This is a genomic window from Corynebacterium sp. MSK004 (assembly GCF_030232515.1).
Lineage (GTDB): Bacteria > Actinomycetota > Actinomycetes > Mycobacteriales > Mycobacteriaceae > Corynebacterium > Corynebacterium hesseae.
The window spans coordinates 45747-68535 of record NZ_JASPKB010000009.1; the positions used below are offsets into that span (position 1 = coordinate 45747).

Annotated in this window: 19 protein-coding genes; 10 read left to right on the forward strand and 9 right to left on the reverse strand. The window is 61.6% G+C overall.

Going from position 1 to position 22789, the window contains the following annotated elements; genetic code table 11:
* Positions 1-22 precede the first annotated feature (22 nt).
* Positions 23-3598 carry a DNA polymerase III subunit alpha gene (gene dnaE / locus QP999_RS11000; protein ID WP_284848298.1) on the reverse strand — a complete coding sequence of 1192 codons (3576 nt, stop codon included), beginning with the start codon at positions 3596-3598 and terminating at the stop codon, positions 23-25.
* 65 nt (positions 3599-3663) lie between these two features.
* Between dnaE and rarD the strand changes: the two genes are divergently transcribed.
* Positions 3664-4566, forward strand: a complete 903-nt coding sequence (gene rarD / locus QP999_RS11005) for an EamA family transporter RarD (protein ID WP_284848299.1) — start codon at positions 3664-3666, stop codon at positions 4564-4566.
* Here rarD and QP999_RS11010 read toward each other — a convergent pair.
* From QP999_RS11010 to lspA, 4 genes are read right to left on the reverse strand one after another with little or no spacing between them, the layout of a single operon-like run.
* Positions 4563-4832 (reverse strand): permease, encoded by a 270-nt coding sequence (locus QP999_RS11010; RefSeq protein ID WP_284848300.1) that lies wholly within the window; start codon positions 4830-4832, stop codon positions 4563-4565. The genes rarD and QP999_RS11010 overlap by 4 nt on opposite strands.
* Positions 4833-4850: 18 nt before the next feature.
* Positions 4851-5450, reverse strand: a complete 600-nt coding sequence (locus tag QP999_RS11015) for a hypothetical protein (protein WP_284848301.1) — start codon at positions 5448-5450, stop codon at positions 4851-4853.
* Positions 5447-6370: an RluA family pseudouridine synthase gene (locus QP999_RS11020; RefSeq protein WP_284848302.1), complete on the reverse strand. Its 924-nt coding sequence runs from the start codon at positions 6368-6370 to the stop codon at positions 5447-5449. The genes QP999_RS11015 and QP999_RS11020 overlap by 4 nt, the downstream gene beginning before the upstream one ends.
* Positions 6354-6884: a signal peptidase II gene (lspA, locus tag QP999_RS11025; protein WP_284848303.1), complete on the reverse strand. Its 531-nt coding sequence runs from the start codon at positions 6882-6884 to the stop codon at positions 6354-6356. Before lspA ends, QP999_RS11020 begins: the two co-directional genes overlap by 17 nt.
* 32 nt (positions 6885-6916) lie before the next feature.
* Here lspA and QP999_RS11030 point away from each other — a divergent pair, with 32 nt between their 5' ends.
* Positions 6917-7864: a DUF6263 family protein gene (locus QP999_RS11030; RefSeq protein ID WP_284848304.1), complete on the forward strand. Its 948-nt coding sequence runs from the start codon at positions 6917-6919 to the stop codon at positions 7862-7864.
* Positions 7865-7989: 125 nt separating this feature from the next.
* On the opposite strand, the gene QP999_RS11035 is transcribed toward QP999_RS11030, so the two are convergent.
* Positions 7990-8619: a WKL family lipoprotein gene (locus tag QP999_RS11035; protein ID WP_070519893.1), complete on the reverse strand. Its 630-nt coding sequence runs from the start codon at positions 8617-8619 to the stop codon at positions 7990-7992.
* Between the two features lie 106 nt (positions 8620-8725).
* Here QP999_RS11035 and QP999_RS11040 point away from each other — a divergent pair, with 106 nt between their 5' ends.
* The gene (locus tag QP999_RS11040; protein WP_070512484.1) at positions 8726-9661 is read left to right on the forward strand and encodes an asparaginase; all 936 of its coding nucleotides are present in this window, start codon (positions 8726-8728) and stop codon (positions 9659-9661) included.
* On the opposite strand, the gene QP999_RS11045 is transcribed toward QP999_RS11040, so the two are convergent.
* Complete coding sequence (locus tag QP999_RS11045) at positions 9658-11130, reverse strand: DNA polymerase IV (protein ID WP_070563154.1); 1473 nt, start codon at positions 11128-11130, stop codon at positions 9658-9660. The genes QP999_RS11040 and QP999_RS11045 overlap by 4 nt on opposite strands.
* 111 nt (positions 11131-11241) lie before the next feature.
* Here QP999_RS11045 and QP999_RS11050 point away from each other — a divergent pair, with 111 nt between their 5' ends.
* From QP999_RS11050 to QP999_RS11075, 6 genes are all read left to right on the forward strand, one after another.
* Positions 11242-12234 (forward strand): ABC transporter ATP-binding protein, encoded by a 993-nt coding sequence (locus QP999_RS11050; protein ID WP_284848305.1) that lies wholly within the window; start codon positions 11242-11244, stop codon positions 12232-12234.
* Between the two features lie 31 nt (positions 12235-12265).
* Positions 12266-13342 carry an ABC transporter substrate-binding protein gene (locus QP999_RS11055; protein WP_070519889.1) on the forward strand — a complete coding sequence of 359 codons (1077 nt, stop codon included), beginning with the start codon at positions 12266-12268 and terminating at the stop codon, positions 13340-13342.
* Between the two features lie 34 nt (positions 13343-13376).
* On the forward strand, positions 13377-15038 hold the full coding sequence (locus QP999_RS11060; protein ID WP_284848306.1) for an ABC transporter permease: 1662 nt from the start codon (positions 13377-13379) through the stop codon (positions 15036-15038).
* Entirely contained in the window at positions 15031-15636 is a 606-nt protein-coding gene (locus QP999_RS11065; RefSeq protein ID WP_083303797.1) for a metallophosphoesterase family protein, read from the forward strand. Before QP999_RS11060 ends, QP999_RS11065 begins: the two co-directional genes overlap by 8 nt.
* A gap of 127 nt (positions 15637-15763) precedes the next feature.
* Positions 15764-16405, forward strand: a complete 642-nt coding sequence (locus QP999_RS11070; protein WP_070533299.1) for a GntR family transcriptional regulator — start codon at positions 15764-15766, stop codon at positions 16403-16405.
* Positions 16406-16575: 170 nt separating this feature from the next.
* A complete protein-coding gene (locus tag QP999_RS11075; RefSeq protein ID WP_154761861.1) occupies positions 16576-17760 on the forward strand; it encodes an MFS transporter in 1185 nt (394 codons plus the stop codon).
* Positions 17761-17871: 111 nt separating this feature from the next.
* Here QP999_RS11075 and ileS read toward each other — a convergent pair whose 3' ends face one another.
* Positions 17872-21069 (reverse strand): isoleucine--tRNA ligase, encoded by a 3198-nt coding sequence (ileS, locus tag QP999_RS11080; RefSeq protein WP_284848307.1) that lies wholly within the window; start codon positions 21067-21069, stop codon positions 17872-17874.
* Between the two features lie 363 nt (positions 21070-21432).
* Between ileS and QP999_RS11085 the strand changes: the two genes are divergently transcribed.
* On the forward strand, positions 21433-22506 hold the full coding sequence (locus QP999_RS11085) for an HNH endonuclease signature motif containing protein (RefSeq protein ID WP_284848308.1): 1074 nt from the start codon (positions 21433-21435) through the stop codon (positions 22504-22506).
* A 65-nt stretch (positions 22507-22571) separates the two neighbouring features.
* Here the strand turns inward: QP999_RS11085 and QP999_RS11090 are convergent, their stop codons facing one another.
* A complete protein-coding gene (locus QP999_RS11090) occupies positions 22572-22742 on the reverse strand; it encodes a hypothetical protein (RefSeq protein ID WP_284848309.1) in 171 nt (56 codons plus the stop codon).
* Positions 22743-22789: the final 47 nt, after the last annotated feature.

Sequence of the window (22789 nt, forward strand, 5' to 3'; positions counted from 1 at the left end):
CACGCGAATGCGGGGTGTCACCTCAGCCGAGAATTCCGGCGCCCATCGTCGCTTTGAGATCACCCATGAGGTTGCTGGAGCGCTCCACACGCAGATGTTCGCCGAGGACCATCATGGTGGACTCTTCGCCGTCGACAAGCGTGAGGTACACGTCGGACTCACCCTTGTTGTTGACCAAGACCTGCTTCAGCCGCGCAATGTTGTCCATCGTGCACTGATCCGTGCGCATGGTCAGGCGCAAAGGAAGGCCGGCACCGTTACCGGGACCCAAGTCAGGAACGCGAATGTCGGAGCAGAACAGGGACATGCGCTCATCGCGGATCTTCACCTGGACCTTGGCCAGGATGATGTTGTCTTCTGCGATCTGCGGGGCCACCAGGGAGTAGACCTGATTGAACACGAGGATATCTACCTGCGCGCCGTTGTGGTCCTCGATGCTCACAATGGCCCAGGGCGAACCATCGCGCTTGGAAAAGCGCCTGTCCACACCCGAAATGATGCCGCCAATCACCAACTCTTGGCCGTTGCCCACCTCACCGTTGAGGATCTTCGTAATCGGTGTATCGGTCTGCGCGTTCAGGGCTTCCTCAAAACCATCGAGCGGGTGGCCGGACACATACAGGCCCAGCATCTCCCTTTCCAAAGCCAGCTCGTGCTTGCGGTCCCAGTTCTCGTCTGGGATATCGATGGCGAAGGCGGAGACAGAGTCACCTTGTTCATCGCCACCGCCGAATCCAGCGAAGAGATCGAATTGGCCCTTGTCAGCTGCCTTCTTAGTCGTCTGGACCGAATCGACGGCGTCTTCATGAATGAGCATGAGGCCCTTGCGCGGGTGTTCCAGGGAATCGAAAGCACCGGCCTTAATGAGGGATTCGGTGACGCGCTTCGAACAGGCCGCCAGCTCAATCTTGTCCAGGTAGTCGGAGAAGGATGTGAAAGCACCCTTCTCGCGGCGGGTCTTCACGATGGAATCCACCACTTCCCCGCCGACGTTGCGGATAGCGCCCATGCCGAAGCGAATATCCTCACCCACGGCCTGGAAGGTCTCCACCGACTCGTTGACATCTGGGGAGAGCACGCGGATGCCCAGATGGCGGCAGTCAGCCAGGTAGATGGCGGACTTGTCCTTCTTGTCACCCACCGAGGTCAACAGCGCGGCCATGTATTCCGGCGCATAGTAGGCCTTGAGGTAGGCCGTCCAGAAGGATACCAAACCATAACCCGCGGCATGGGACTTGTTGAACGCGTAGGAGGCGAAAGGCTCAATGGTGCCCCACAGAGCATCCATTGCTTCCTTGGAGTAGCCATTGTCCTTCATGCCGCCCCAGAACTTGTCATACTGCTGGGCCAGCACTTCTGGCTTCTTCTTACCCATGGCTTTGCGGAAGCCATCTGCCTCACCGGCGGTGTAGTTTGCCACTTTCTGCGAGATACGCATGATCTGCTCCTGGTACACGATAAGACCGTATGTCTCATCGAGGATCTCCTTGAGCGGCTCCTCCAGCTCGGGGTGGATCGGGGTAATTTCCTTGCGGCCGTTCTTGCGGTCTGCGTAATCCCAGTGCGCGTTCACGCCCATCGGGCCCGGGCGGTAGAGCGCAAGCGACGCCACAATGTCCTTAAAGCCAGTCGGCTTCATGCGCTTGAGCAGCTCCTGCATGCCGCCCGAGTCGAGCTGGAACACGCCCAGAGTATCGCCGCGCGAGAGCAGGTCATAGACCTTTGAGGCATTCGGGTCATCGGCGTGCAGGTCTTCCAGGTGGACTTCCTCGCCGCGGTTTTTCTTGATGTTTTCCAGGCAGTCACCAATCACGGTGAGGTTGCGCAGACCCAGGAAGTCCATCTTCAGCAGGCCGATGGCCTCACAGGCCGGGTAATCCCAGCCGGTGATGTAAGCGCCATCGGCTGGGCGCTTCCACATCGGGATGTGGTCCATGAGCCGGACCGAGGCCATAATCACCGCGCAGGCATGCACGCCGGCCTGACGGACCACGCCCTCGAGGCCGCGGGCGGTCTCGTAGATCTTCTTGACGTCCGGGTCAGTCTCGATCATCTGCCGGACCTCGGTTGCCTCCGAATAGCGCTCGTGCTCTGGGTCCATGATGCCGGCGAGCGGGATGTCCTTGGCCATGATCGCGGGTGGCAGGGCGCCGTTGATGCGGTCCGCCATCTGGAAGCCCGGCTGGCCAAAGTGCACTTTGGCGGAGTCCTTAATGGCCTGCTTGGTCTTCACGGTACCGAAGGTGATCACCTGGGCAACCTTGTCCTCGCCCCACCGCTCGGCGGCGTAGGTAATCATCTCGCCGCGGCGGCGATCATCGAAGTCGATATCGATATCCGGTGCGGACGGACGCTCCGGGTTCAAGAATCGCTCGAAGAGCAGGCCATGCTCGATAGGGTCAATGTTGGTAATCGTCAGCGCGTAGGCCACGAGCGCACCGGCCGCCGAACCACGGCCCGGACCAACGCGAATGCCGATGGAGCGCGCGTGCTTGATGAGCTCGGCCACGATGAGGAAGTAGGAAGGGTAGCCCTTCATATCGATGACGCTGATCTCGTACTCAGCACGATCGATGTACTCCTGCGGCACATCCCCACCGTTGAAGCGATCCTTCAGTCCCTCCATCACCTCGTGGGTTAGCCAGGAGGTTGGGGTGTAGCCCTCGGGGACGTCGGCAATCGGCATGCGGTCATGGGTGTGCTCCTCCCAAATCGCGCCATAGTCCTGCACCCGCTCGGCAATCCACAGGGTGTTATCGCACGCCTCCGGCACCATGTGATCCCACAGCTCACGCATCTGTTGAGCGGTCTTGATGTAGTAGCCGGTGCCGTCGAACTTAAAGCGATCCGGGTCCATAAACGTCTTGCCCGTCTGCACGCAGAGCATGGCCTCGTGGGAAGGCGCCTGGGATTCCAGCACGTAGTGGCAGTCATTGGTCACCAACGGCGGCAAGTCCAGCTTACGGCCGATCTCCAACAGGCCATCGCGCGTGCGCTTCTCGATGTCCAGCCCATGGTCCATGAGCTCCAAGAAGAAATTGTCCTTGCCATAGATGTCCTGCCACATGGCGGCTGCTTCCAGCGCTTCGTTGAACTGGCCCAGGCGCAGGCGGGTCTGCACATCGCCGGAAGGGCACCCGGTGGTCGCGATGATGCCTTCAGCATGCTCGGCAATCAGCTCCGCGTCCATGCGCGGCCACTTGCCCAACTGCCCCTCATAGGAGGCCAGGGAGGAAAGCTTGAACAGGTTGCGCAGGCCGGTTTCATTCTCCGCCAGCATGGTCTGGTGGAGGTAGGCGCCGGAAGCGGAAACGTCATCGCGCTTCTGGTCCGGAGTTCCCCACAGCACGCGCTTCTTGTTGAAGCGCGATTCCGGTGCCAAATAAGCCTCGATGCCAATGATGGGTTTCACGCCAGCGCTGGTCATCCTTTGGTAGAAGGCATTGGAACCATACATGTTGCCATGGTCTGTCATACCGACGGCAGGCATACCTTGGCGAACCACCTCATCCGCCAACATATCCACCTTTGCCATGCCATCCAGCATGGAGAATTCGGTGTGGTTGTGAAGGTGAACGAAGGAGGAGTTTTTGGCCATGCGGCTCATCTTAGCGGGGACGTCAAACTTCGCCCGTAGGTCCTCGCTGAGGTACATTTTCTTAAATGTTCTACACCATTGCTGCCTATCTCATGTGGGGCTTCTTCCCAGCGTTCTTCCCGCTGCTGCGCCCCGCTAGCCCATTTGAGATTTTGGCCCACCGCATCGTGTGGACCGCCGTTCTCGTCACCGCAGTGTTGCTGGTGACAGGTGGCTGGCGCGAGCTGAAAGCGTTCAGCTTGCGCACTTGGGGGTGGATGCTCGCCTGTGGCGTGGCCATCACCATCAACTGGGGCACCTATGTCATCGCCATCAACAGCGATCACGTGGCCGATGCCGCACTGGGCTATTTCATCAACCCTCTTGTCTCCGTGGCCCTCGGCATTATTTTCCTCAAGGAGAAGCTGACGAAGGCGCAGGTGGCGTCGGTCAGCATCGCCTTCATCGCAGTGTTGTGGCTGACCTTCATGACCGGTCAGGCCCCCTATTATTCGCTGGCTTTGGCCTTCAGCTTCGGAATCTATGGTTTGCTCAAGAAACGCATCACGGTTTCCTCGATGGGCTCGGTGGCCGCGGAAACCTTGGTCATGCTCCCGTTCGCGCTGATCTACCTGGGCTACCTCCAGGCACAGGGCGAATCCACCTTCACTACCGAAGGACCTGGGCACATCGCACTGCTGGTTACCTCCGGCCTCGTCACCGCTCTGCCGTTGCTGTGCTTCGCGCAGGGCGCTAAGCACCTGCGTCTGTCTACCCTCGGCATGCTGCAGTACATGACCCCCATCATGCAGATGCTGTGGGCGCTGTTTGTCACCCAGGAACACATGTCCACGGAGCGTTGGATCGGTTTTGCCATCATCTGGGTAGCGGTCATCATTTACCTGGCGGACTTGGTGCGCATGGGCCGTGCTTCTCGACGCCGCGCCCGCCTCCACCCCGCAGAGAAAACAACCCCCAGCCGGGACTAGCGGCGCTTCAGCTCTTCGCGCGCCTCCCGAGCCCGGGCACGCCGGGCGGATTCCTCGCGCGCGTTGAGCGCCCACCGCGGCATGAGGATGGCCATGGCGATGCAGTAGATGGCCACCACGACGAGAATGCCGAAGGTGAGTTTGTCTGCTCCCCAGATCCCCTGCGCAATGGCGGCCCCGGAGGCGATGAACGCGCCCGCCCACATCAAGAGGTAGGCAAAGCGGTAGTTCGGCGGCCACTCGGAGGTATTGGGAAACAAACGCATGTCTTCTCCTTGGCAGTTCTAGCGGTTCTCATTCTGTCCGACGTTGGTGGGCGGGCGCACGCCGAAGGAGCCCCACGCGGCATCCTCGGGCGCGGCCTCCACGGTATCGACCCGCGGGTCGGAAGCGAGGGCGCGTAGCTGACTCCCACCGGAATACACCACGACGGCGTCGACCTTCGCTGGGGCTTCCTCCCCCATGTCACCGGCATGATCGGCCACGCGGGCCAGGACGGTATCGATGACGTCGGCGCGCTCGGCTCCTGCGACGGGTTCGGGAACGGCGATGGGGGCAGCCAGCCCGATCACGATGGCATCCATGCGTTGGATTGGTCTCAGCGCATCGGAGACCTCCTGTGCGCTCAGCGGCTCGCTAAAACCCACCAGCGCATAGGCTGGCTCGTCCGCCTGCGCTAGTGAGGCCTCCGCGCGTTCGCGATATTCAGCGGCAGTCTCGGTTCCATCCGGCCCCAGCTGGTCTCCTTGCAGCGCCGTGCGGGGCTGGGTGCCAAGGAGGCCGAAAGCGAGAACCACCACCAGCGCCAGCACCGCCAACAGCACCAGCGCCGCGGCCCGGCGGCGCCGATAGATGCGCTGGCGCGTGCTCCGCTGCGGGCTCATCCGCGCAAAACCTCCACGGCGTGCTTCAAGTCCTCGGGATAAGGTGCGGTGCATTCAAACCACTTGCCGGTACCCGGGTGGGTAAATCCGAGCTCTACCGCATGCAGCCACTGGCGGTTAAGTCCCACGCGCTTCGCCAAGTTCGGGTCACAGCCATACATCGGATCGCCCACACAGGGATGCCCGGTGGCGGACATGTGGACGCGGATCTGGTGGGTGCGGCCGGTCTCCAAGTGGACTTCGAGGAGGCTGGCCTCGCGGAAGGCCTCCAACAACTTGTAATGTGTCACCGCCGGTTTGCCATCATCGACGACCCCAAACTTCCAGCCCGCGGAAGGATGACGCCCGATCGGCGCATCAATGGTCCCCACGATGGGATCGGGCAGGCCCTGGACCACGGCGTGATAGGTCTTCTTCACGGTGCGCTCACGAAAGGCGTTCTTCAATTGGGAATAGGCCCGCTCGCTGGCGGCCACCACCATGACGCCGGAGGTGCCCACGTCGAGGCGGTGGACGATACCTTTGCGTTCGGTAGGTCCGGCGTCGGCAAGCGCATAGCCCGCCGCCCGCAGCCCGCCAATGACGGTGGGGCCATCCCAGCCCAAAGTCGGGTGCGCCGCAACACCCACCGGCTTGAATACACAGATGACGTCCTCGTCGCCATAGAGGACATCCATGCCCTCCACCAGTTCCTCCTTCGGGATGAGCGGTTCCTCAGGCGCTGGCATCATGACGTCAATCCAACCGCCGGCGCTTAAACGCTCGGATTTGCCCACCGCCACGCCGTCAATTTCTACATCGCCCGCCGTGCACAGCTGTGCAACTCGGGCTCGGGAAATGCCCAGGAGCTTGGCCAAGGCGGCGTCCACCCGCATGCCATCGAGCCCTTCGGGTACCGGTAACCTACGGCTTTCGCGCATTACACTCCCCCGTTTCCTGTTCCTCCGACTTCTCGTTCATCTCTGCCCAGAACATCGCGATGATGAAGACCACGACGCCACAGGTGATTGCCGCGTCCGCGATATTGAACACGGCGAAGCTGCCCACGGAGATATAATCCACCACGTGGCCGAACCAGAACCCTGGCTCACGGACCAGACGGTCGATAAAATTGCCCAAGGCGCCGCCGGCGATCATTGCCAGCCCGATGGCCTGCCACTTGTCATGAATGCGCGGGGCGGCGATTGCTACACCAACAACGAAGGCGAGTTGGATAGTGGTAAACAGCCACGTCGAGCCTTCCCCTCCCATAGAGAAGGCGGCGCCGGGGTTAAAGAGAAGGTAGAAGCGGAACCAGTCACCGATTACCGGTAGGGCTTCGCCTTCCGTGAGGATGGACAGCATCAGTGCCTTCACGGCTTGGTCGACGGCGGCCACACCGAGCACCACCGCAACCATCACTCCGATATAACTCCTTGCTTTCACTCGTTCCATTCTAAACAGGCTCATCCGGTAATTTGGAATGCGTGTTTCGTGTGAGAGCTCTAGCAGTCCTGTCCGCCACCGTCTTGGGAGTCAGCGGCGCGCTCGCCGGCTGTTCCTATTCCCAGCCGGCCAAGCCAGTAGAGGAGCCAGTGGGCTTAGGCCTCGATGCCCCGCGCGTCACCCTCCTAGAACCCGGTGACGACGCAAGCCGCGTTGTGGCTTATAAGGATCTCGATGCCACTCAGGAGCTGACCTATGAGGTCGCCACGGGTTTTGACCAGCAATTGCGCAAGGACGGTAGCTCGGCTCCTGCACCAGCGTCCAAGGACAAGGTCGCCCTTCCGCTACAGGCCTCGGTGGAGGCTGCCACCGAGAATGTTGAGGGCCAGTTGCCGGCCAGCCGCAACGCCTTCGTTACCGTGGGCAAGCCTAAGGCCGAAGGCGCGGACGTCTCCTCCGCCGAGGGCTTCCAATTTGGGTGGCGCGGCACGGATAGCGGGCAAATGAACTCGCTGCGCCTTGCCGCCCCGCAGGCCGCAACCGACGAGGCCCGCAGCACTGTGGAGCGCGCCATCACCAGCCTGACCTCGCTGCCCATCGTCTTCCCGGATGAGGAAATTGGCTCCGGTGCTCAGTGGGTCGTGGAATCGCGCGTTACCGGCGAGTCCACACTGCTGCAAACCACGACCTATACCTTGGATAAGCTCGACGGGGATATCGCCACGCTCAACGTCGAGGTTGAGCAGCGGCCATCCCTGGGCGCGCTCTCCTTCGACGGCGCTGACGCCCCCGAGGAGCTGCGGGGCAAAGAGCTCAAGGTCATGGACACCACGTCGACGTCGAAGGGCACGGTCACCGTTGATCTGACCAAACCACTTCCCACAGCCGGCGATGTCTCCGTGACTACTGCCATTTCTTATGGTGCGGACAGCTCCGATCTTCGCGTGGTGCAAACCAGCGCCACCGATATGACGTTCACCACCGACTAGTCCGCTGCGCGCCGCGCCTGCCCCGCATCAGGCAACCGCGCGCCGACCTTCGGACAGCACAGCGCCCGCCACCCACTGGCTCTCAATCCAGTGTGGTGGCAGGCGCTGAAGCTTGAATCCCAGTCTTACTGAGCCGGGGCGTCGGCTGGGGCCTCAGCGCCTTCTGCCGGGGCGTCGGCAGGAGCTTCGGCACCTTCAGCGGGGGCGTCGGCAGGCGCCTCTGCGCCTTCCGGTACGGAATCAGCACACATCTCCGGCACCTCTTCCGGCGGGACGATGTTGGTGACCAGGACACAGGCCCACGTCTTGGACAGCTTCCACGTGCCGCCCTCGTTGATGAACTCCACCTGGTCGGCGGTCTGCTGCTGGCCGTCCGGGGTATTGATGTGGACGGTCGCGAGCGCGGAATCCGGCACGAGGCCCGGGATGACCGGGGCAACGACCTCGAAGGTGGCGCCGGACTCGGCCTGGGACTGCGACATGACGTCGAAAAGCTCCGGCGCCGTCTCGCTGCCCTGGACCAGCTGGACCTTCTCTTCCTGCGGAAGGTTCGGGTCTGCGGCCTTGGTCAGGATCTCATTGAGCTGCTCCACGGTAGGCATCTCGGTGGAGGCCACCTGCGATGCGGAGGTTTCGCCCGAAGGCTTAGCGGCGGTGCTGTTCTCGGTGTCTGCATCCTCGGAAGACGAGCAGGCAGCCAGGGCAGTCGCGGCGCCCAGGGCCACAACGGCGGCGCTCAGCTTGAAGGATTTCACAAATACTCCTCACGTAGGGGATCGTGGTTTATCCCTTTTACTTTAGCGTCCACGACCGCCGCCCTGGGGTTCCCGCGCAGGTGCGTGCCTGTAGTAGCCTGCTGTCATGACTTTCGCCCTCATCGCCACCGGTGGCACCATCGCCTGCACGACGGTCCGTGACGGATCCCTGGTCCCCACCGTCAGTGGGCAACAGCTAGCCCAATTCCTCGACGCTGAAGTCGGAACACACGACATTGAGGTGGTGGAATTCCGCGCGCTGGATTCCAGCTCGATTACTTTGGCAGACCTCGATGAGCTACTGCTGTGTGCGCGCCAGCACCTTGCGCGCCCAGAGATTGATGGCGTCCTCATCACGCACGGCACCGATTCCATGGAGGAAACCGCGCTGGCGTTATCCCTCTTCGACCTCGGTGAGGGGCCCATCGTGCTCACTGGCGCGCAGCGCGCCTTCGACCACCCGGCTGGTGATGGCCCGCGCAACCTGCGCGATTCCTATGAGCTCCTGTGTTCCGGAAAGGCCGGCGTGTGGGTGCAATTCGGCGGCAAGACCATTCCCGGACGCGGCGCGCGCAAGTGGCATACTTCGCAGCTCAACGGCTTTGAGGAGCTACCGGTGGGTGACTCCGCTCTGGCGCCGTTGCCGCTCTCCCCCATGGCGCAACACCCCGTTGAGATCATCGCCGCCTACCCGGGTGCCGGCGCCGCGCTTGTCGACGCCTCCCTCAACCACACCCATGGCCTCGTCATCGAAGCCATGGGCTCGGGGAACATGGGTGAAGAGATGGGAGCTGGGGTTGCCCGCGCGCTGCAAGCGGGCGTGCCCGTGGTGATTAGCACCCGCACGCCCTACGGAACTACCAAGCTGGCCTATGGCGGCGCAGGTGGCGGTGCCACCTTGGGCGAGATGGGTGCGGTAGCCTCCGGTGGATTCCGAGCCGGCCAAGCCCGCATTATGCTCGCCGCGGCACTCGCTACCGACACACCGGTGGCAGAGATGTTTAGCACTGCCCCCTCCGCCACTGCTTATACCGCGGGCTAGCTATCCTCGCGTGGCGGTTCCTCCCCAGCGGTGTCAGTCACAGGATCATCGGCCTCGGTGGCGTCGCCTGGCAGCGCCCCCTCCCACGCCAGTGAGTCCAATGGATCGGCCGGGTGGAGATCTTCATCCTCAGCCGCAAAAGAGCGCACAAACCCCGGGCCCGTAGCGCGAGTTTCAAAGCGCACGCTGACCACCCCATGGCCGGCGCCTTGAATCCAGCCGTGTCCAAACTCGGGGTGGTGGACGTCCTGCGTAGCGTGCCAGCGGCGCATCGAATCCGATCCCGCTTCTCCCAGCGTTTCCGACTCTGCTCTGGGCTCCGTCTCCGTTTCCGGCGCGCCGGGCAGGTGGTCGCTGACGCCAGTCTCGTAATCCGTATCCGGAGCTGGACGCACGACCTCGCGGTCGAGCTCAGGAAATAGCACGTCTTGGCGGGCCTCCTCCAAACCCGAGTAGCTCACCCCGACCAGCCTGATGGGCCCGAGCTCCTCCGGGTAGCGCGCCAAGCTCAAGGCCTTAGCCTCGAGGACCTTCAGGTCATCCGTGGCATAGGGCAGCGTGGCCGAGCGGGATTCGATGTGGAAATCCGCCATCCGCAACTTCACCGTCACCGTGCGCGCGCCGCGGCCGTCCTTGAGCAGGCGGGAATGCGCGCCCTGCGCCGCGCGGATTAGTGCCGCATCCACCTCCGCCGCCGTGCGCAGGTCCGTGGGGTAGGTGAACTCGGTGGAGATTTGTTTAGCAATCGCGCGCGGGGCGACCGGACGCTCATCAATCCCTTGGGCGAGCTTCCACAGCTGCACGCCCACCACGTTGCCCAGTGAGATCTCGACTTCCTTGCGGCTCATCGCCGCCAGCTGTCCGATAGTCTCCACGCCAATGGCTGCTAGCTTCTGCTGGGTGACTGGGCCCGCTCCCCAGAGCTTGCCCACCGGCAGCGGGTGTATGAGCTCATCGAAGCGCTCCTGGGGCACGATGAAAGTCCCGTCCGGTTTGGCCTCCCCTGACGCAATCTTCGCGCTTTGCTTGCCTGCACCGGCGCCGATGGAGCTGGGAAGGCCCGTCTCAGCTCGAATCACTCGGCGCAGATTCTCCGACCACTCACGGACTTCGGCGGGCGTGGCTCCGGCGAGTGCGGCCGGTTCCATGAAGGCCTCGTCGATGGAGAGCTGTTCGATGACCCCCGCATGCTGCGCAATAATTCCAAATACCCGGCGCGAGGCCGCCACATACACCGCCCGGCGCGGCTGCACCACCACGGCTTTATAGCCCACGAGCTGCTGCGCGCGGAACATGGGCATTGCGGAATGAGCTCCATATGCGCGGGCTTCATAAGAGGCACCGGCGACGACGCCGCGTCCGCTCGTTCCACCCACCAACACAGGCCGGCCGCGCAAGGTAGGGCGGGTGAGCTGCTCCACCGACGCAAAGAACGCGTCCATGTCGATGTGAAGAACCCAGCGTTGCATGTGCTCCAGTTTAAACACCGCGTGTCCGTCACCCATTATTCATGTTTCTTTACCACCTTCGTAACCCCAACGCCCCCATCCGCTTACTTTACCGCCCTAACCTTTTTCGCCGTGACTTCTCAACTCTCGCCCCAACAACCTGCCTCCCAGGCCCACGTGGTCGTTACCGGCATTAAGCGCGAGTTCGCGGACAACACTGGTCTCCATGCCACTGACCTCGTCATTAACTCCGGCGAGTTCATCTCCATCCTCGGCCCCTCCGGTTGCGGTAAGTCCACGCTTCTGCGCTGCATCGCAGGCCTGGAAACCCCTGATACTGGAACCATTACCTTCTCCGATAAAGAAGTGTTCGGCCCACACACGAACGTTCCCGTTAATAAGCGCAACCTGTCCATGGTGTTTCAAGATCTGGCGCTGTGGCCGCACATGACTGTGGAGAAGAACATCGAGTTTCCCCTCACCACCGCGGGTAACAAGCTGTCTTCAGCGGAACGCGCAGAACGAGTGCGCACGTGCATGGACATGGTCGGCATCACCCCGAAGGCACAAGCTCGCCCCAATCAACTCTCCGGTGGCCAGCAGCAGCGCGTAGCCATCGCCCGCGCACTTGTGTCCAACCCGCAGTTGCTCCTAATGGATGAGCCACTCTCTGCGCTCGATGCTGCCCTGCGTGTTCAGATACGTGCCGAGCTCACTGCCTTGGTCCACGACTTAGGCCTCACGGTCATCTACGTCACCCATGATCAGTCCGAGGCTCTGTCCATGTCGGACCGCGTCGTCGTCATGAAGGACGGCGTCATCGAACAGTTCGCCGATCCTGTCACCCTCTACGACTCCCCTGCCACCCCCTTCGTCGGTGGCTTCGTGGGTACTATGAACCGCCGCGCTGGGCTTCCCGACGTCCGCCCGGAAAACCTCACCGTCCTTGACGCGGAGGAAGACATCGGGTCTTTCCCGCACCACGTGGACGGAATCGTCCGCACCGCTCAGTACATCGGCGGACGCTACGAGCTGCACTGCGATGTCGAAGGCGCTGACGAGCCTTGGGTGGCTTACAGCCGCTCTCGAGTCGATCGTGGTTCGACGGTACGTCTTGCGTACTAGTCACATCCGTTTTCTACTTTAAGGATTCTCCATGCTGTATAAGAAACTTTCTCTCGCCCTCGCTGCCGCCGCTGCTTCTGCCCTGGCTCTGACTGGCTGCGGTTCTGTTGATTCCGCTGACTCCACCGACGCATCCTCCGCCGACAACACCGGTGCTGAAACCAGCGCCGAGGCCTGGGAAGCCCCGGAGGGACTGTCCGGCGAGCTGGACTACTACTCCGCGAACCCGCAGGGCCTTACCGACGCCCTCGTCGAAGCCTTCGAGGAAAAGACCGATGTCAAGGTCAACGTCTTCGCCGACACCACCGGCAAGATCACCGCCAAGCTCAAGGCGGAAGAGGCTAACCCGCAGGCAGACGTGGTCTACTTGGCTTCTTGGTCCGCTGCTTCCAAGCAGGACAAGGCCGGCGCTCTGGCGGAGTACACCCCGGAAGGTGCTGACAAGATCACTTCCAGCTGGGTATCCAAGAACGGCACATTCACCGGCCGCGATGGCTCCGCCTTGGCACTGGTGACCAACACCAACGTGGTGGACTCCGCTCCTCAGGACTGGGAGGACCTCGCTGACGAAAAATACAAGGATCAGGTCATTATGCCGGATCCGCGCGAGTCCGGCACCGCCGCTGACCTCATTGCCGCCATGGTGGATCAGTGGGGCGAGGACAAGACCTGGGAGCTCTTTGACAAACTCTTCGACAACGGCATGATTGTCCAGGGCGCTAACGGTCCGGCCCTGGACCAGGTCACCTCCGGTTCTCGAGGCATCGTCATGGGTGGTGTGGACTACTCCGCATACTCCGCTCAGGCCAAGGGAGAGCCGCTTGAGGTTGTTATCCCCTCCTCCGGCACTACCGTCACCCCGCGACCGGTCATGATCCTCAAGACCACCGACAACAAGGACGCTGCCGAAGCTTTTGTCGACTTCATGTTCTCCGATGAAGCACAGGAGATTTCTGCTTCCAAGAACATGATCCCGGCCAACACCGAGATCACCCCGAAGAACGGCCCGAAGCTGGAGGAGATTGAAACCCTCAACGAGGATCTCGATGGCATCGCCTCCTCCTCCAAGGACATCAAGGAAAAGTTCGCTGAGCGCTACCTGAAGTAGCCTCTACTATCTCACCACGGAGCAACCCCGCCTTATGAGCACCACTATCCGCAGCCCTCAGCGCACCCTTGGCATTTATGCAGTACTCTTCGTGCTGTTCGTGCTTGTCGCTGCGCCATTGGTATCGGTGCTCATCAGCGCTGTGGTGGGGTATCGCGATGAGCCTTCTTCTCTCCACAAGATTGTGGAGCCGGGAATGGGAGAGGTGCTGCTCAATACGGTCGTCCTCTCCCTCCTCGTGGTGGTCTTTTCTACTCTGTTCGCCGCCCCGCTAGCTTTCCTGCGCGCGTGGACGTCTTTTTCTAAAGCGAACTGGATAGAAATCGCCATCATGATTCCTTTCATGACCCCGCCTTTTGCCGCAGCAATGGCGTGGATGGATTTCACCCGCCGCGGTGGAGTCTCCGAATTGCTCTTCGGGCATACCGTCGGCAAGCTCGCGCATGACGCCATTTACTCGGTTCCTGGCATGGCTTTCATCATGGCGTGCGAGCTCTTCCCCTTCCTCTATCTCATCCTGCGCAACTGTCTGACCTCAATTCCTGCATCCTCTCTGGAAATGGCTCAAGTCGCAGGCGCCAGCCGGTGGCAACAGATTAGTCGCATCATCCTCCCCACCGTCGTGGGCCCCTATTCACTGGGCGCACTGATCATTTTCATCAAGGCTGCCGGCGAGTTCGGCACCCCAGTTACCTTGGGAAACGCCATCGGTTTCACGGTCCTCGTCTCCTCCATCTACCAAGACGTCACCATCGACCCGTTGAGTTTCTCCGATGCAGCAGCCTCCTCATCGGTGTTGTTTGCACTTGGTGTGGGCGCATGGGCATTCCAGCAATGGGTCTCGCGGCGCGACCTTACCGGTGGTGGACGAGTATCCCGCCAAGTCTCGCTCCGCATCGGCACCGCAGGCAAGGTCCTTGGCAGCTTAGTTGCTTTCCTCATCATCGCCTGCTCGGTGCTCATCCCGTATATTTCCATCACCCTGGCAGCCATGACCATTCTGCGATCCGCGCCCCCAACGCCTCAAAACCTCACCTTCGACTATTTCGCCATCGTCCTGCAGATGCCTTCCGCTCAAGAAGCTTTGCTGCGTTCCATCGCCCTCGGTGCAATTGGCGCCACAACGGCGGTCATCCTCGGCATCGCGGTCACCTTGCTCACCCAGCGAACCAGGCAGATCAGCGCCCGTGTTGTCGACTTCCTTGCTGTAGCACCGGATACCGTCCCCGGAATCGTTCTCGCCATTGGCTTCATTCTCCTATGGAACGCTCCCTGGCTGCCATGGACACCTTATGGCTCCATGATCATCCTCGTCATGGCTTTTACTGTTCTCTTCCTGCCGATGGCGGTGCAGAACATCAAGACCTCCGCTGGCGCGGTTTCCCCTTCGGTCTACGAGGCAGCCGCCGTGTCCGGTGCCTCCGCCTCCCACACGTTGCGCAGCATCACCTTGCCGCTGCTTGCCCCGGGTATCTTTGCCGGTTGGCTGCTGGCGTTCTTTGTGGGCTTCCGCGAGCTCGTCATGTCCTCCCTGATCCGCCCGAGCCAGCTCAATCTCCTTGCGCCGTGGATCATGAACCAATTTGACCAGGGCCACCGCGCTGAAGCCATGGCTATGACGCTCATCGGTGTAGGAACCTCCACTGTCGTGCTAGTCCTAATCACTTGGTGGCAAGGAAGGAGGGCGCGTGGCTAGTATCCTCATTTTCGCGGACCTTCACCTTGGCCGCCCCGACGCGCCAGGCATGGAGTGGGTGCTAAACGTACTGGAGGTCACGACTGCGGATGCATGTATCTGCCTCGGTGACATCATTGACCGCAAAGCCGACGCAGCCACCTACGTACCCCAAGCACAGAAAGTCATGGCTCGCGCATGCGAGCTTTTCAGCGACGTCCATTTCATCTCCGGGAATCACGACGTCCACCACGAACTCAGTCTCTCTTCGCCTGTAACGGTTCATTCCGCCGACGTTCACTCCTTTCACTGCGCCGGCGCTACCGTTGTCACCGCCGCGGTAGCTGCCGATCCCGATCCCCGCACACTCACCTTTCCAACGCGCCAGAGCAACGAGCCGCATCTGGGATTACTGCACTCATCAGTGACCGGTGAATTCTCTAAAGGCATATGCTTGCCCACGACACCCGAACAGCTACAGGCCTGTGGCTTCGACGCATGGATTCTTGGCCACGTCCACACTCCACAAGTGCTTCAGGACAATCCCTTTATCGGTTGGGTCGGTATGGGAGAGGCAGTGCTTTACGACGTCCCCACTTCCTCCCTCACTCGCCTCTAACACATCTCCTACCTGACCACACGCGCCGCTCAGAGAACTAGCTCTCACTTGCCCACCGCGTGATCAATGTCTCACGAATTGGCGTTTGCGCTAGACCGAGAGCACCGCATGCATGCATCATGTATACATGCAAAAAGACAAGGTACCCGCCGCGGAACGGGCCTACGATCACCTCAAGCGCCGCATCATCGATGACGACATCGATGACTCGGAGATGCTCTCCGAAGCCGCCCTTGCCGCCGAGCTGGGAATGAGTAGAACCCCGGTGCGCGAGGCTTTCCTCCGTTTGGAGGTGGAGGGCTTCTTGAAGCTCTACCCCAAGCGCGGTGCGCTGGTCGTACCGATTAGCCCCCGCGAAATCCGTGAGGTCTACGAGGCGCGCCTCCTCGTGGATGAGAACTCTGCCCGCCATATTTGCGGACTGTCCGCAGAGGAGCGCAGTCTCATCGCCGATGTCCTCGTCGCCACCATCGATGAGCAAAAGGCCGCCCTAGACGCTGGCGATCTGGGCACCTATACCCAACTGGATGCGAAGTTCCACCAAACCATCATGGACAACGGCGGCAACCGCCTCCTCGCCCACCTCGGCCACACCTTGCGCGAGCGCCAACACCGCTTTACCGCAACTGCCATCGGCCGCAGCGTCGAGAAGGCACGCGGCTTCGTGGCCCAGCACGCCTTGCTTGCCGACGCCCTCCGCACCGGCGACATCGACACCTACCTGACCGAACTCCATTCCCACCTCAACTCCTCAAGGAAGCAACTGTGACTGTCTCTGCGCATTCGAACCCGCTTGTCGAGGCGCCTACTCCCCAACCCGACGCCCCCACAGACGCCGACACCACCGAAAGCACTGAAAGCGCTGCCTCCCCAGGCTCGCCCAGCCGCTCCGCCGAAGCGCCGCTGCCTAAGCGCGCGTGGTTCCCCGTCGCCGGTGCCATGATCGCGGTTGCTTGGGGCGGAAATGAATTCACCCCGCTGCTGGTGATGTACCGCGAGACCTCGAATTTTTCCCAGGTGACGGTCAACGGGCTCTTAGCCGCCTACGTGGTTGGCATCATCCCCGCACTGCTCATCGGTGGCCCGCTGTCCGATCTGCTCGGCCGCCGCCCACTGCTGCTCCCCGCGGCACCGCTGTCCTTGGTGGGATCTTTCTTGCTCTCCATCGCCCCCAACGAACCACTCATCATCGCGTTGGGACGCGTCTTGTGCGGTATGGCATTAGGCCTAGTCATGGCGGTGGGTTCAACGTGGATTACGGAGCTCATCACGAGCGCCGGCGGCGACCCAGCGTCCGGCGCTCGTAAGGCTTCGTTGTGTTTGACCGCCGGCTTCCTCGTCGGCGCGGGTATCGCTTCGGTGCTGGCCCAGTGGGGGCCATGGCCGACTCACACGGCCTATATCCTCCACATGCTGCTCACGCTGTTGACTGCCGTGTGGATCCTGCATACGCCTGAGACCCGCCAGCCCAGCCGAGGCGATGTCAAGACCACCATCCTGGAGCTCAGGGTGCGTGACATGCTGGAGATGCTCCACATCCCCGCCGCTGCGCACAAGCGTTTCCTGCGTGTCGTCGTGCCTGTGGCCCCCTGGGTCTTTGGCTGCGCGGGAGCGGCCTATGCGCTCCTTCCACAGCTGCTATCCGAATCCGCTGGAAACGCCCCCATCGCTTTCTCCGGCCTGATGACCGTCATCACCCTGGGCTGCGGCGTGGCCGTCCAGATGCTGGGCCGCCTGGTTGATACCCACAAGTCCGCGCGAGCCTCGGCCCTGTCGATGTTCGTCATCACCGTCGGCGCAATCCTCGGGGCGTTTGCTGCGCACTCGCTGTCCCTGCCGCTCGGCATCGCGGCCGCCGCCACGATGGGCGCGGGATACGGTTTGGCGCTGGTCGCTGGATTGTCCGAGGTCCAGCGCATCGCGGGCGAGCGAGAGCTCGCCGGCTTGACCGCCGTGTACTACTCCATTTCTTACACTGGCTTCTTCATCCCGATGGCCTTTAGCGCGCTTGCGCCCTATATCGGCTTCACGGCGTTGTTCAGCATCGGCAGCTTCTTGGCGCTGGTGTGCCTCATCAACGTCATCCTTGCGTGGCGCGCACACCTGCCCGGAACCCGCCGCTAGCGCACACGCCCCGTCATCGCGGCCCCCTCCGGGCCGCCCTGCGCCACCAGTGCGCAGATGCTCAAAGCTCCGCCTCCCCGCTCGAGGGAAGCGGAGCTTTTCGCTGCGGATTTAGGCCTTGGCCACGGTAGCCGTCACGCCCTTGAGGACATCATGGATGTTCTGTCCATCGCTTGGCTCGAAAGCCTGGGTCGTCACAGTGAAGTCGACGGCAAGCACCTCCGCCGCGATGTGCTCGCGGTGGCGATGAGCCCACTCTTCCTTCTCCGCGGGAACGGAGAGAACCACGGTGATGCGGTCAGTCACCACGAAATCCTCGGCCTTACGCGCATCCTGCAAACCGCGGATAACGTCCGCAGCCCAGCCCTCTGCCTCGAGCTCTTCCGTCACCTCGGTATCCACGGCGACGAGGCCATCGAGCCCTTCCACGCGAGCCGTCGACTTCGCATTCGCCGCCTTGAGGCGCTCGGTGTACTCGTCCGGGGATAGGCGGATATCGCCGTCGACCACAACGTCCTCGCCCTCGCGCACGTAGTTGCCCGCCTTGAGGTTCTTGATAGCTCGCTGAACATCCTTGCCCAAGCGCGGACCGGCTACCTTGGCGTTGCACACGACCTCGAAGGTGCCCACCGCGTCGACATCGTCGGTAAGCTCAACGTCCTTAACGTTGACCTCATCCCGGATGATGTCCTTGAAATCCGCCAGGCGCGCCGAATCCTTCATCGCCACCGTCAGCTTCGGCAGCGGCAGGCGGTTGCGCAGCTTGTTGGACTTGCGCACCGAGGACGCCGCGGAGGCCACCGCGCGGGTGGCATCCATGGCGGCCACGAGGGCATCGTCAGCCGGGTAGTCCTCGGCCTTCGGGTAGGAAGCCAAATGCACGGAACGCTCACCGGTCAGGCCGCGGTAGATAACCTCGGCCACATGCGGCAGCAGCGGCGCGACCACGCGGGAGACCGTCTCCAGGACCGTGTAGAGCGTATTGAAGGCCTCCGGATGGGTTTCCTCGCCCTCCCAGAAGCGGTCACGGGAGCGGCGCACGTACCAGTTGGTCAGCGCATCCGCGAAGAGGCGGACCTCCTCCGTTGCCGAAGCAATATCGGTATTCGCCAGCGCGTCGTTGGTGTTCTTCACCAAGTCATGGGTCTTGGCCAAGATGTAGCGGTCCAGCACGTTGGTGGAGCTCACGTCGAACTTTGCGTCCTGGGAGGCGTAGAGCTGCAGGAAGGTGTACGAGTTCCAGATCGGCAGGATGGCCTGGCGCACGCCCTCGCGGATGCCCTGCTCGGTGACGATGAGGTTGCCGCCACGCAAGATCGGCGAAGACATGAGGAACCAGCGCATCGCATCCGAGCCATCGCGGTCGAAGACCTCATTCACATTCGGATAGTTGCCCTTGGACTTCGACATCTTCAGGCCATCATTGCCCAACACGATGCCGTGGGCGACAACCTTCTTGAACGCCGGGCGGTCGAACAGGGCGGTGGACAACACGTGCAGGAGGTAGAACCAGCCGCGCGTTTGGCCGGAATACTCCACGATGAAGTCCGCCGGGGAATGCGTCTCAAACCATTCCTTGTTCTCAAACGGGTAGTGCTTCTGAGCGAACGGCATCGAGCCGGACTCAAACCAGCAATCCAGCACGTCCGGCACGCGGCGCATCGTGGACTTGCCCGTCGGATCATCCGGGTTCGGACGAGTCAGCTCATCAATGTACGGGCGGTGCAGGCTCGTCGGACGCACGCCAAAGTCACGCTCCAGCTCATCCAGCGAGCCATAGACATCGACGCGCGGGTACTCCGGGTTATCGGAGATCCACGCCGGGATCGGAGCGCCCCAGTAGCGGGTGCGGGAGATGTTCCAGTCGCGAGCACCCTCCAGCCACTTGCCGAACTGACCATCGCGGATGTGCTCCGGCAGCCACTCGATCTCGTTGTGGTTGAGCTCGACCATGCGGTCACGGAACTCCGTCACCTTGACGAACCATGCAGGCAGCGCCATGTAGATGAGCGGCTCGCCGGAGCGCCAGGAGTGCGGGTAGGAGTGCTCGATGGTCACGTGGCGCACCACGCGGCCAGCGGCCTTGAGGTCCTTGATGATGGCCTTGTTGGCATCGAAGACGAGCTGGCCCTCATACGGCGGTACCTGGGAGGTGAACTTACCGTCCTCATCCACCGGGATGACCAGGCCCACTCCGTACTTCTGGCAGGTGAGCATATCGTCCTCACCGAAGGCCGGGGCCTGGTGGACCACGCCCGTGCCGTCCTCAGTGGTGACGTAGTCAGCAAGCAAGACCTGGTACGCATTCTCGACATCCGGGAAGAAGCCGAAGATGGGCTCGTACTTGAAGCCCTCCAGCTCCGCGCCCTTGAACGTCTTGAGGACTTCCACCTCACCCAGCTCCTTCGCCAGGGTGCCGGTCAGCGCTTCAGCCATCACGAAGGTACGGCCAGCAAAGTCGCCCTCGGTGGCCTTGAACAGGACGTAATCAACCTCCGGGTGAACCGCCAATGCCAGGTTGGACGGCAGGGTCCACGGGGTGGTGGTCCAGGCGAGGAAGGAGGCGTCGGCAAGCTCGGCGTTCTCCGCCAACGTCTTCTCCGCCGCACTTCCCTCCACGGCACCAGCCACCGGGAACGTCACCGTCAGGGTCGGGTCCTGACGCATCTTGTAGGAGTCATCCAGGCGGGTCTCCTGGTTCGACAGGGAGGTGTGCTCCGCCCAGGAATACGGCAAAACCCTAAAGCCCTGGTAGATCAGGCCTTTGTCATAGAGCTCCTTGAACACCCACATGACGGACTCCATGTACTCCAAGTCCATGGTCTTGTAGCCGTTCTCGAAATCCACCCAGCGAGCCTGGCGGTTGACATACTCTTCCCACTCATCGGTGTACTCGAGGACGGACTTGGCGCAGTACTCGTTGAACTTCTCCAGGCCCATCTCCTCGATCTGGCCCTTGTCCGTGATGCCGAGCTGCTTTTCTGCCTCCAGCTCCGCCGGCAGTCCGTGGGTATCCCAACCGAAGACGCGCGGGACGTGGTTGCCGGCCATGGTGCGGTAGCGCGGGACGATGTCCTTGACGTAACCGGTCAGCAGGTGGCCGTAGTGCGGCAGACCGTTGGCAAAGGGAGGGCCATCATAAAAGACATACTCGGGGCAGCCCTCTGTCTGCTTGAGGCTGGCTTTAAAGGTGTCGTCGGCCTTCCAGTACTTCTGGACTTCCTGCTCCATATCGGGGAAACGGGAAGACCCAGCAGTCATATCAACTTTGGGATAAACACTGCCGACGTTCGCGGGGCTATTACTCATCTAAAAATTCCTTCACTCGTTCGCTGTGACGGGGACGCGCCGTACGGCTCGCGGTACCACCCCGCTTGGGCGCCGAGGCGCCCCGCTTCGTTGATGTGAAGGAGATGACGGTCCCTACCCGCCCGGTTCTAATAATGCGACGCTCACGCGCCTCACGTTCTTCCGGAATGCTCCCCGGTGATAGCCGGCTCACTGCATATAGCTCCAAAGTATAACCGAGGGGTCAAGTTTTCACAGGCCCAGGTTCCCGAAAGCCTCAAAATAGAAACGCCAGTACATAAAAGAGGCACCTGAGATAAGGTTTTCCACAGGAACATTTTTTCTAATGCGCGCAGGTCATAAGGTGCTTTAAGCTCCACAAATATGAACGCGCTACAGACTTTCCTCAACGCACTCGGGGCCGGCATCGATGTCGTCGCCGAGTGCGAAGGCATGTCTGAAGCAGACCTCATCGCCGCTGGCTCCCCAGACAAAACCGCGGCGCAATTGGTGCGCTTGCACACGAGCTTCTTTGGCAAGACCGCCATGACGCGGATGCAACGCGACGCGGTGAAAGCTGCGCGCCAACGCGGCCACTCTCTGCCGACACTGGAGGTCATCGACCGCTATGCCCGCAAAGCCAAAACCCAAGCACTGGGCTGGAAACTGCGTCTAGAACTCTGCCGAACGAGCGCCGATACCCTCGCGATGGAAACACTGGCGAAAAAGAAGCTCAAGGAACACTCGGCACCATCCACGCCGAAAGAGGGCGTGGCTGTTTACCGCCGCCGCAATGCACCGTGGACAATGGCGATAACAGGTCCCTCGCAATTGATTGCAGAGCTTAGCGACGCCGTCGACCGCGAACGCCCCCTCGAGTCCATCCGCGAGGCCTTCTTCAAAGGCGCCGCCCCGCGCCGCGGTCTGCAGACTAATATCCTCGTACCACTGGACGCCATGACGAAGATTCTTAACGGTGACGGCGAGGAAATCACCCTCCAAATGACCAATGGTGCCACGATGACCGGCGCGGAATACCTCAACAAAGTCATCGCCGATGAGATCGATAAAGAAGGCGCACTCGCAACCCTTTTCCACCCCTATCACGGACCGGTCAACCTCTACTACGAGGAGCGCTCGGCCAGCATCAAGCAACGCATTATGGCTATGGCCGAGTTCCCAGTCTGCGCGTGGGATAAGTGCATGAAACCGGCCGATGAATGCCAGGTTCACCATCTCATCGCGTGGAAGAACGGCGGGTACACCAACCAAGAAAACTTGGTGATGCTCTGCCCCTATCACAACGGGGTGAACCAAGACGACCCGAATGCGCCGCCGGGTCGCGGCCGCATGGCTCGGGTCGGGGGTAAAGCGAAAAGGACTCACGGCCCTCCCCCACCGCCCACGCCGTTGCAAGCTCCTCCCGGGTTATTCGGCACCCCGGAAAGAAACGACTAGAAGCTACACAACTAGGAGTCTTAGCAAAAGCAGCCCTCCACCCAGAACTATTACTGGGCCGAGGGCTACTCGTCGTGCCTGCGGCGGATTTTGATCACGGTGTCTGCGATGAACAGGACAATGCCCACCCCGGCGGAGGCGAAGAGCAGATACAAAGACCACTCAGCGGCAGTGAGGATGTAGTTCACGAAGGCCAAGAAAGCAACAAAGGCCAACAGCAATGCGCCGATAAGCATGCGTGCTCCTTCCCCACCAATGACTAAGGGCTCTGTGCTTTACAAAG

Excerpts from the sequence above, each read along its gene's own strand:
- QP999_RS11090 (WP_284848309.1), bottom strand. The coding sequence starts at position 22,742 with ATGCTTATCGGCGCATTGCTGTTGGCCTTTGTTGCTTTCTTGGCCTTC.
- QP999_RS11070 (WP_070533299.1), top strand. The coding sequence starts at position 15,764 with ATGCAAAAAGACAAGGTACCCGCCGCGGAACGGGCCTACGATCACCTC.
- QP999_RS11010 (WP_284848300.1), bottom strand. The coding sequence starts at position 4,832 with ATGCGTTTGTTTCCCAATACCTCCGAGTGGCCGCCGAACTACCGCTTT.
- QP999_RS11075 (WP_154761861.1), top strand. The coding sequence starts at position 16,576 with ATGATCGCGGTTGCTTGGGGCGGAAATGAATTCACCCCGCTGCTGGTG.
- dnaE (WP_284848298.1), bottom strand. The coding sequence starts at position 3,598 with ATGGCCAAAAACTCCTCCTTCGTTCACCTTCACAACCACACCGAATTC.
- QP999_RS11085 (WP_284848308.1), top strand. The coding sequence starts at position 21,433 with ATGAACGCGCTACAGACTTTCCTCAACGCACTCGGGGCCGGCATCGAT.
- QP999_RS11055 (WP_070519889.1), top strand. The coding sequence starts at position 12,266 with ATGCTGTATAAGAAACTTTCTCTCGCCCTCGCTGCCGCCGCTGCTTCT.
- QP999_RS11060 (WP_284848306.1), top strand. The coding sequence starts at position 13,377 with ATGAGCACCACTATCCGCAGCCCTCAGCGCACCCTTGGCATTTATGCA.
- QP999_RS11040 (WP_070512484.1), top strand. The coding sequence starts at position 8,726 with ATGACTTTCGCCCTCATCGCCACCGGTGGCACCATCGCCTGCACGACG.
- rarD (WP_284848299.1), top strand. The coding sequence starts at position 3,664 with ATGTTCTACACCATTGCTGCCTATCTCATGTGGGGCTTCTTCCCAGCG.
- lspA (WP_284848303.1), bottom strand. The coding sequence starts at position 6,884 with ATGGAACGAGTGAAAGCAAGGAGTTATATCGGAGTGATGGTTGCGGTG.
- QP999_RS11020 (WP_284848302.1), bottom strand. The coding sequence starts at position 6,370 with ATGCGCGAAAGCCGTAGGTTACCGGTACCCGAAGGGCTCGATGGCATG.
- ileS (WP_284848307.1), bottom strand. The coding sequence starts at position 21,069 with ATGAGTAATAGCCCCGCGAACGTCGGCAGTGTTTATCCCAAAGTTGAT.
- QP999_RS11045 (WP_070563154.1), bottom strand. The coding sequence starts at position 11,130 with ATGCAACGCTGGGTTCTTCACATCGACATGGACGCGTTCTTTGCGTCG.
- QP999_RS11015 (WP_284848301.1), bottom strand. The coding sequence starts at position 5,450 with ATGAGCCCGCAGCGGAGCACGCGCCAGCGCATCTATCGGCGCCGCCGG.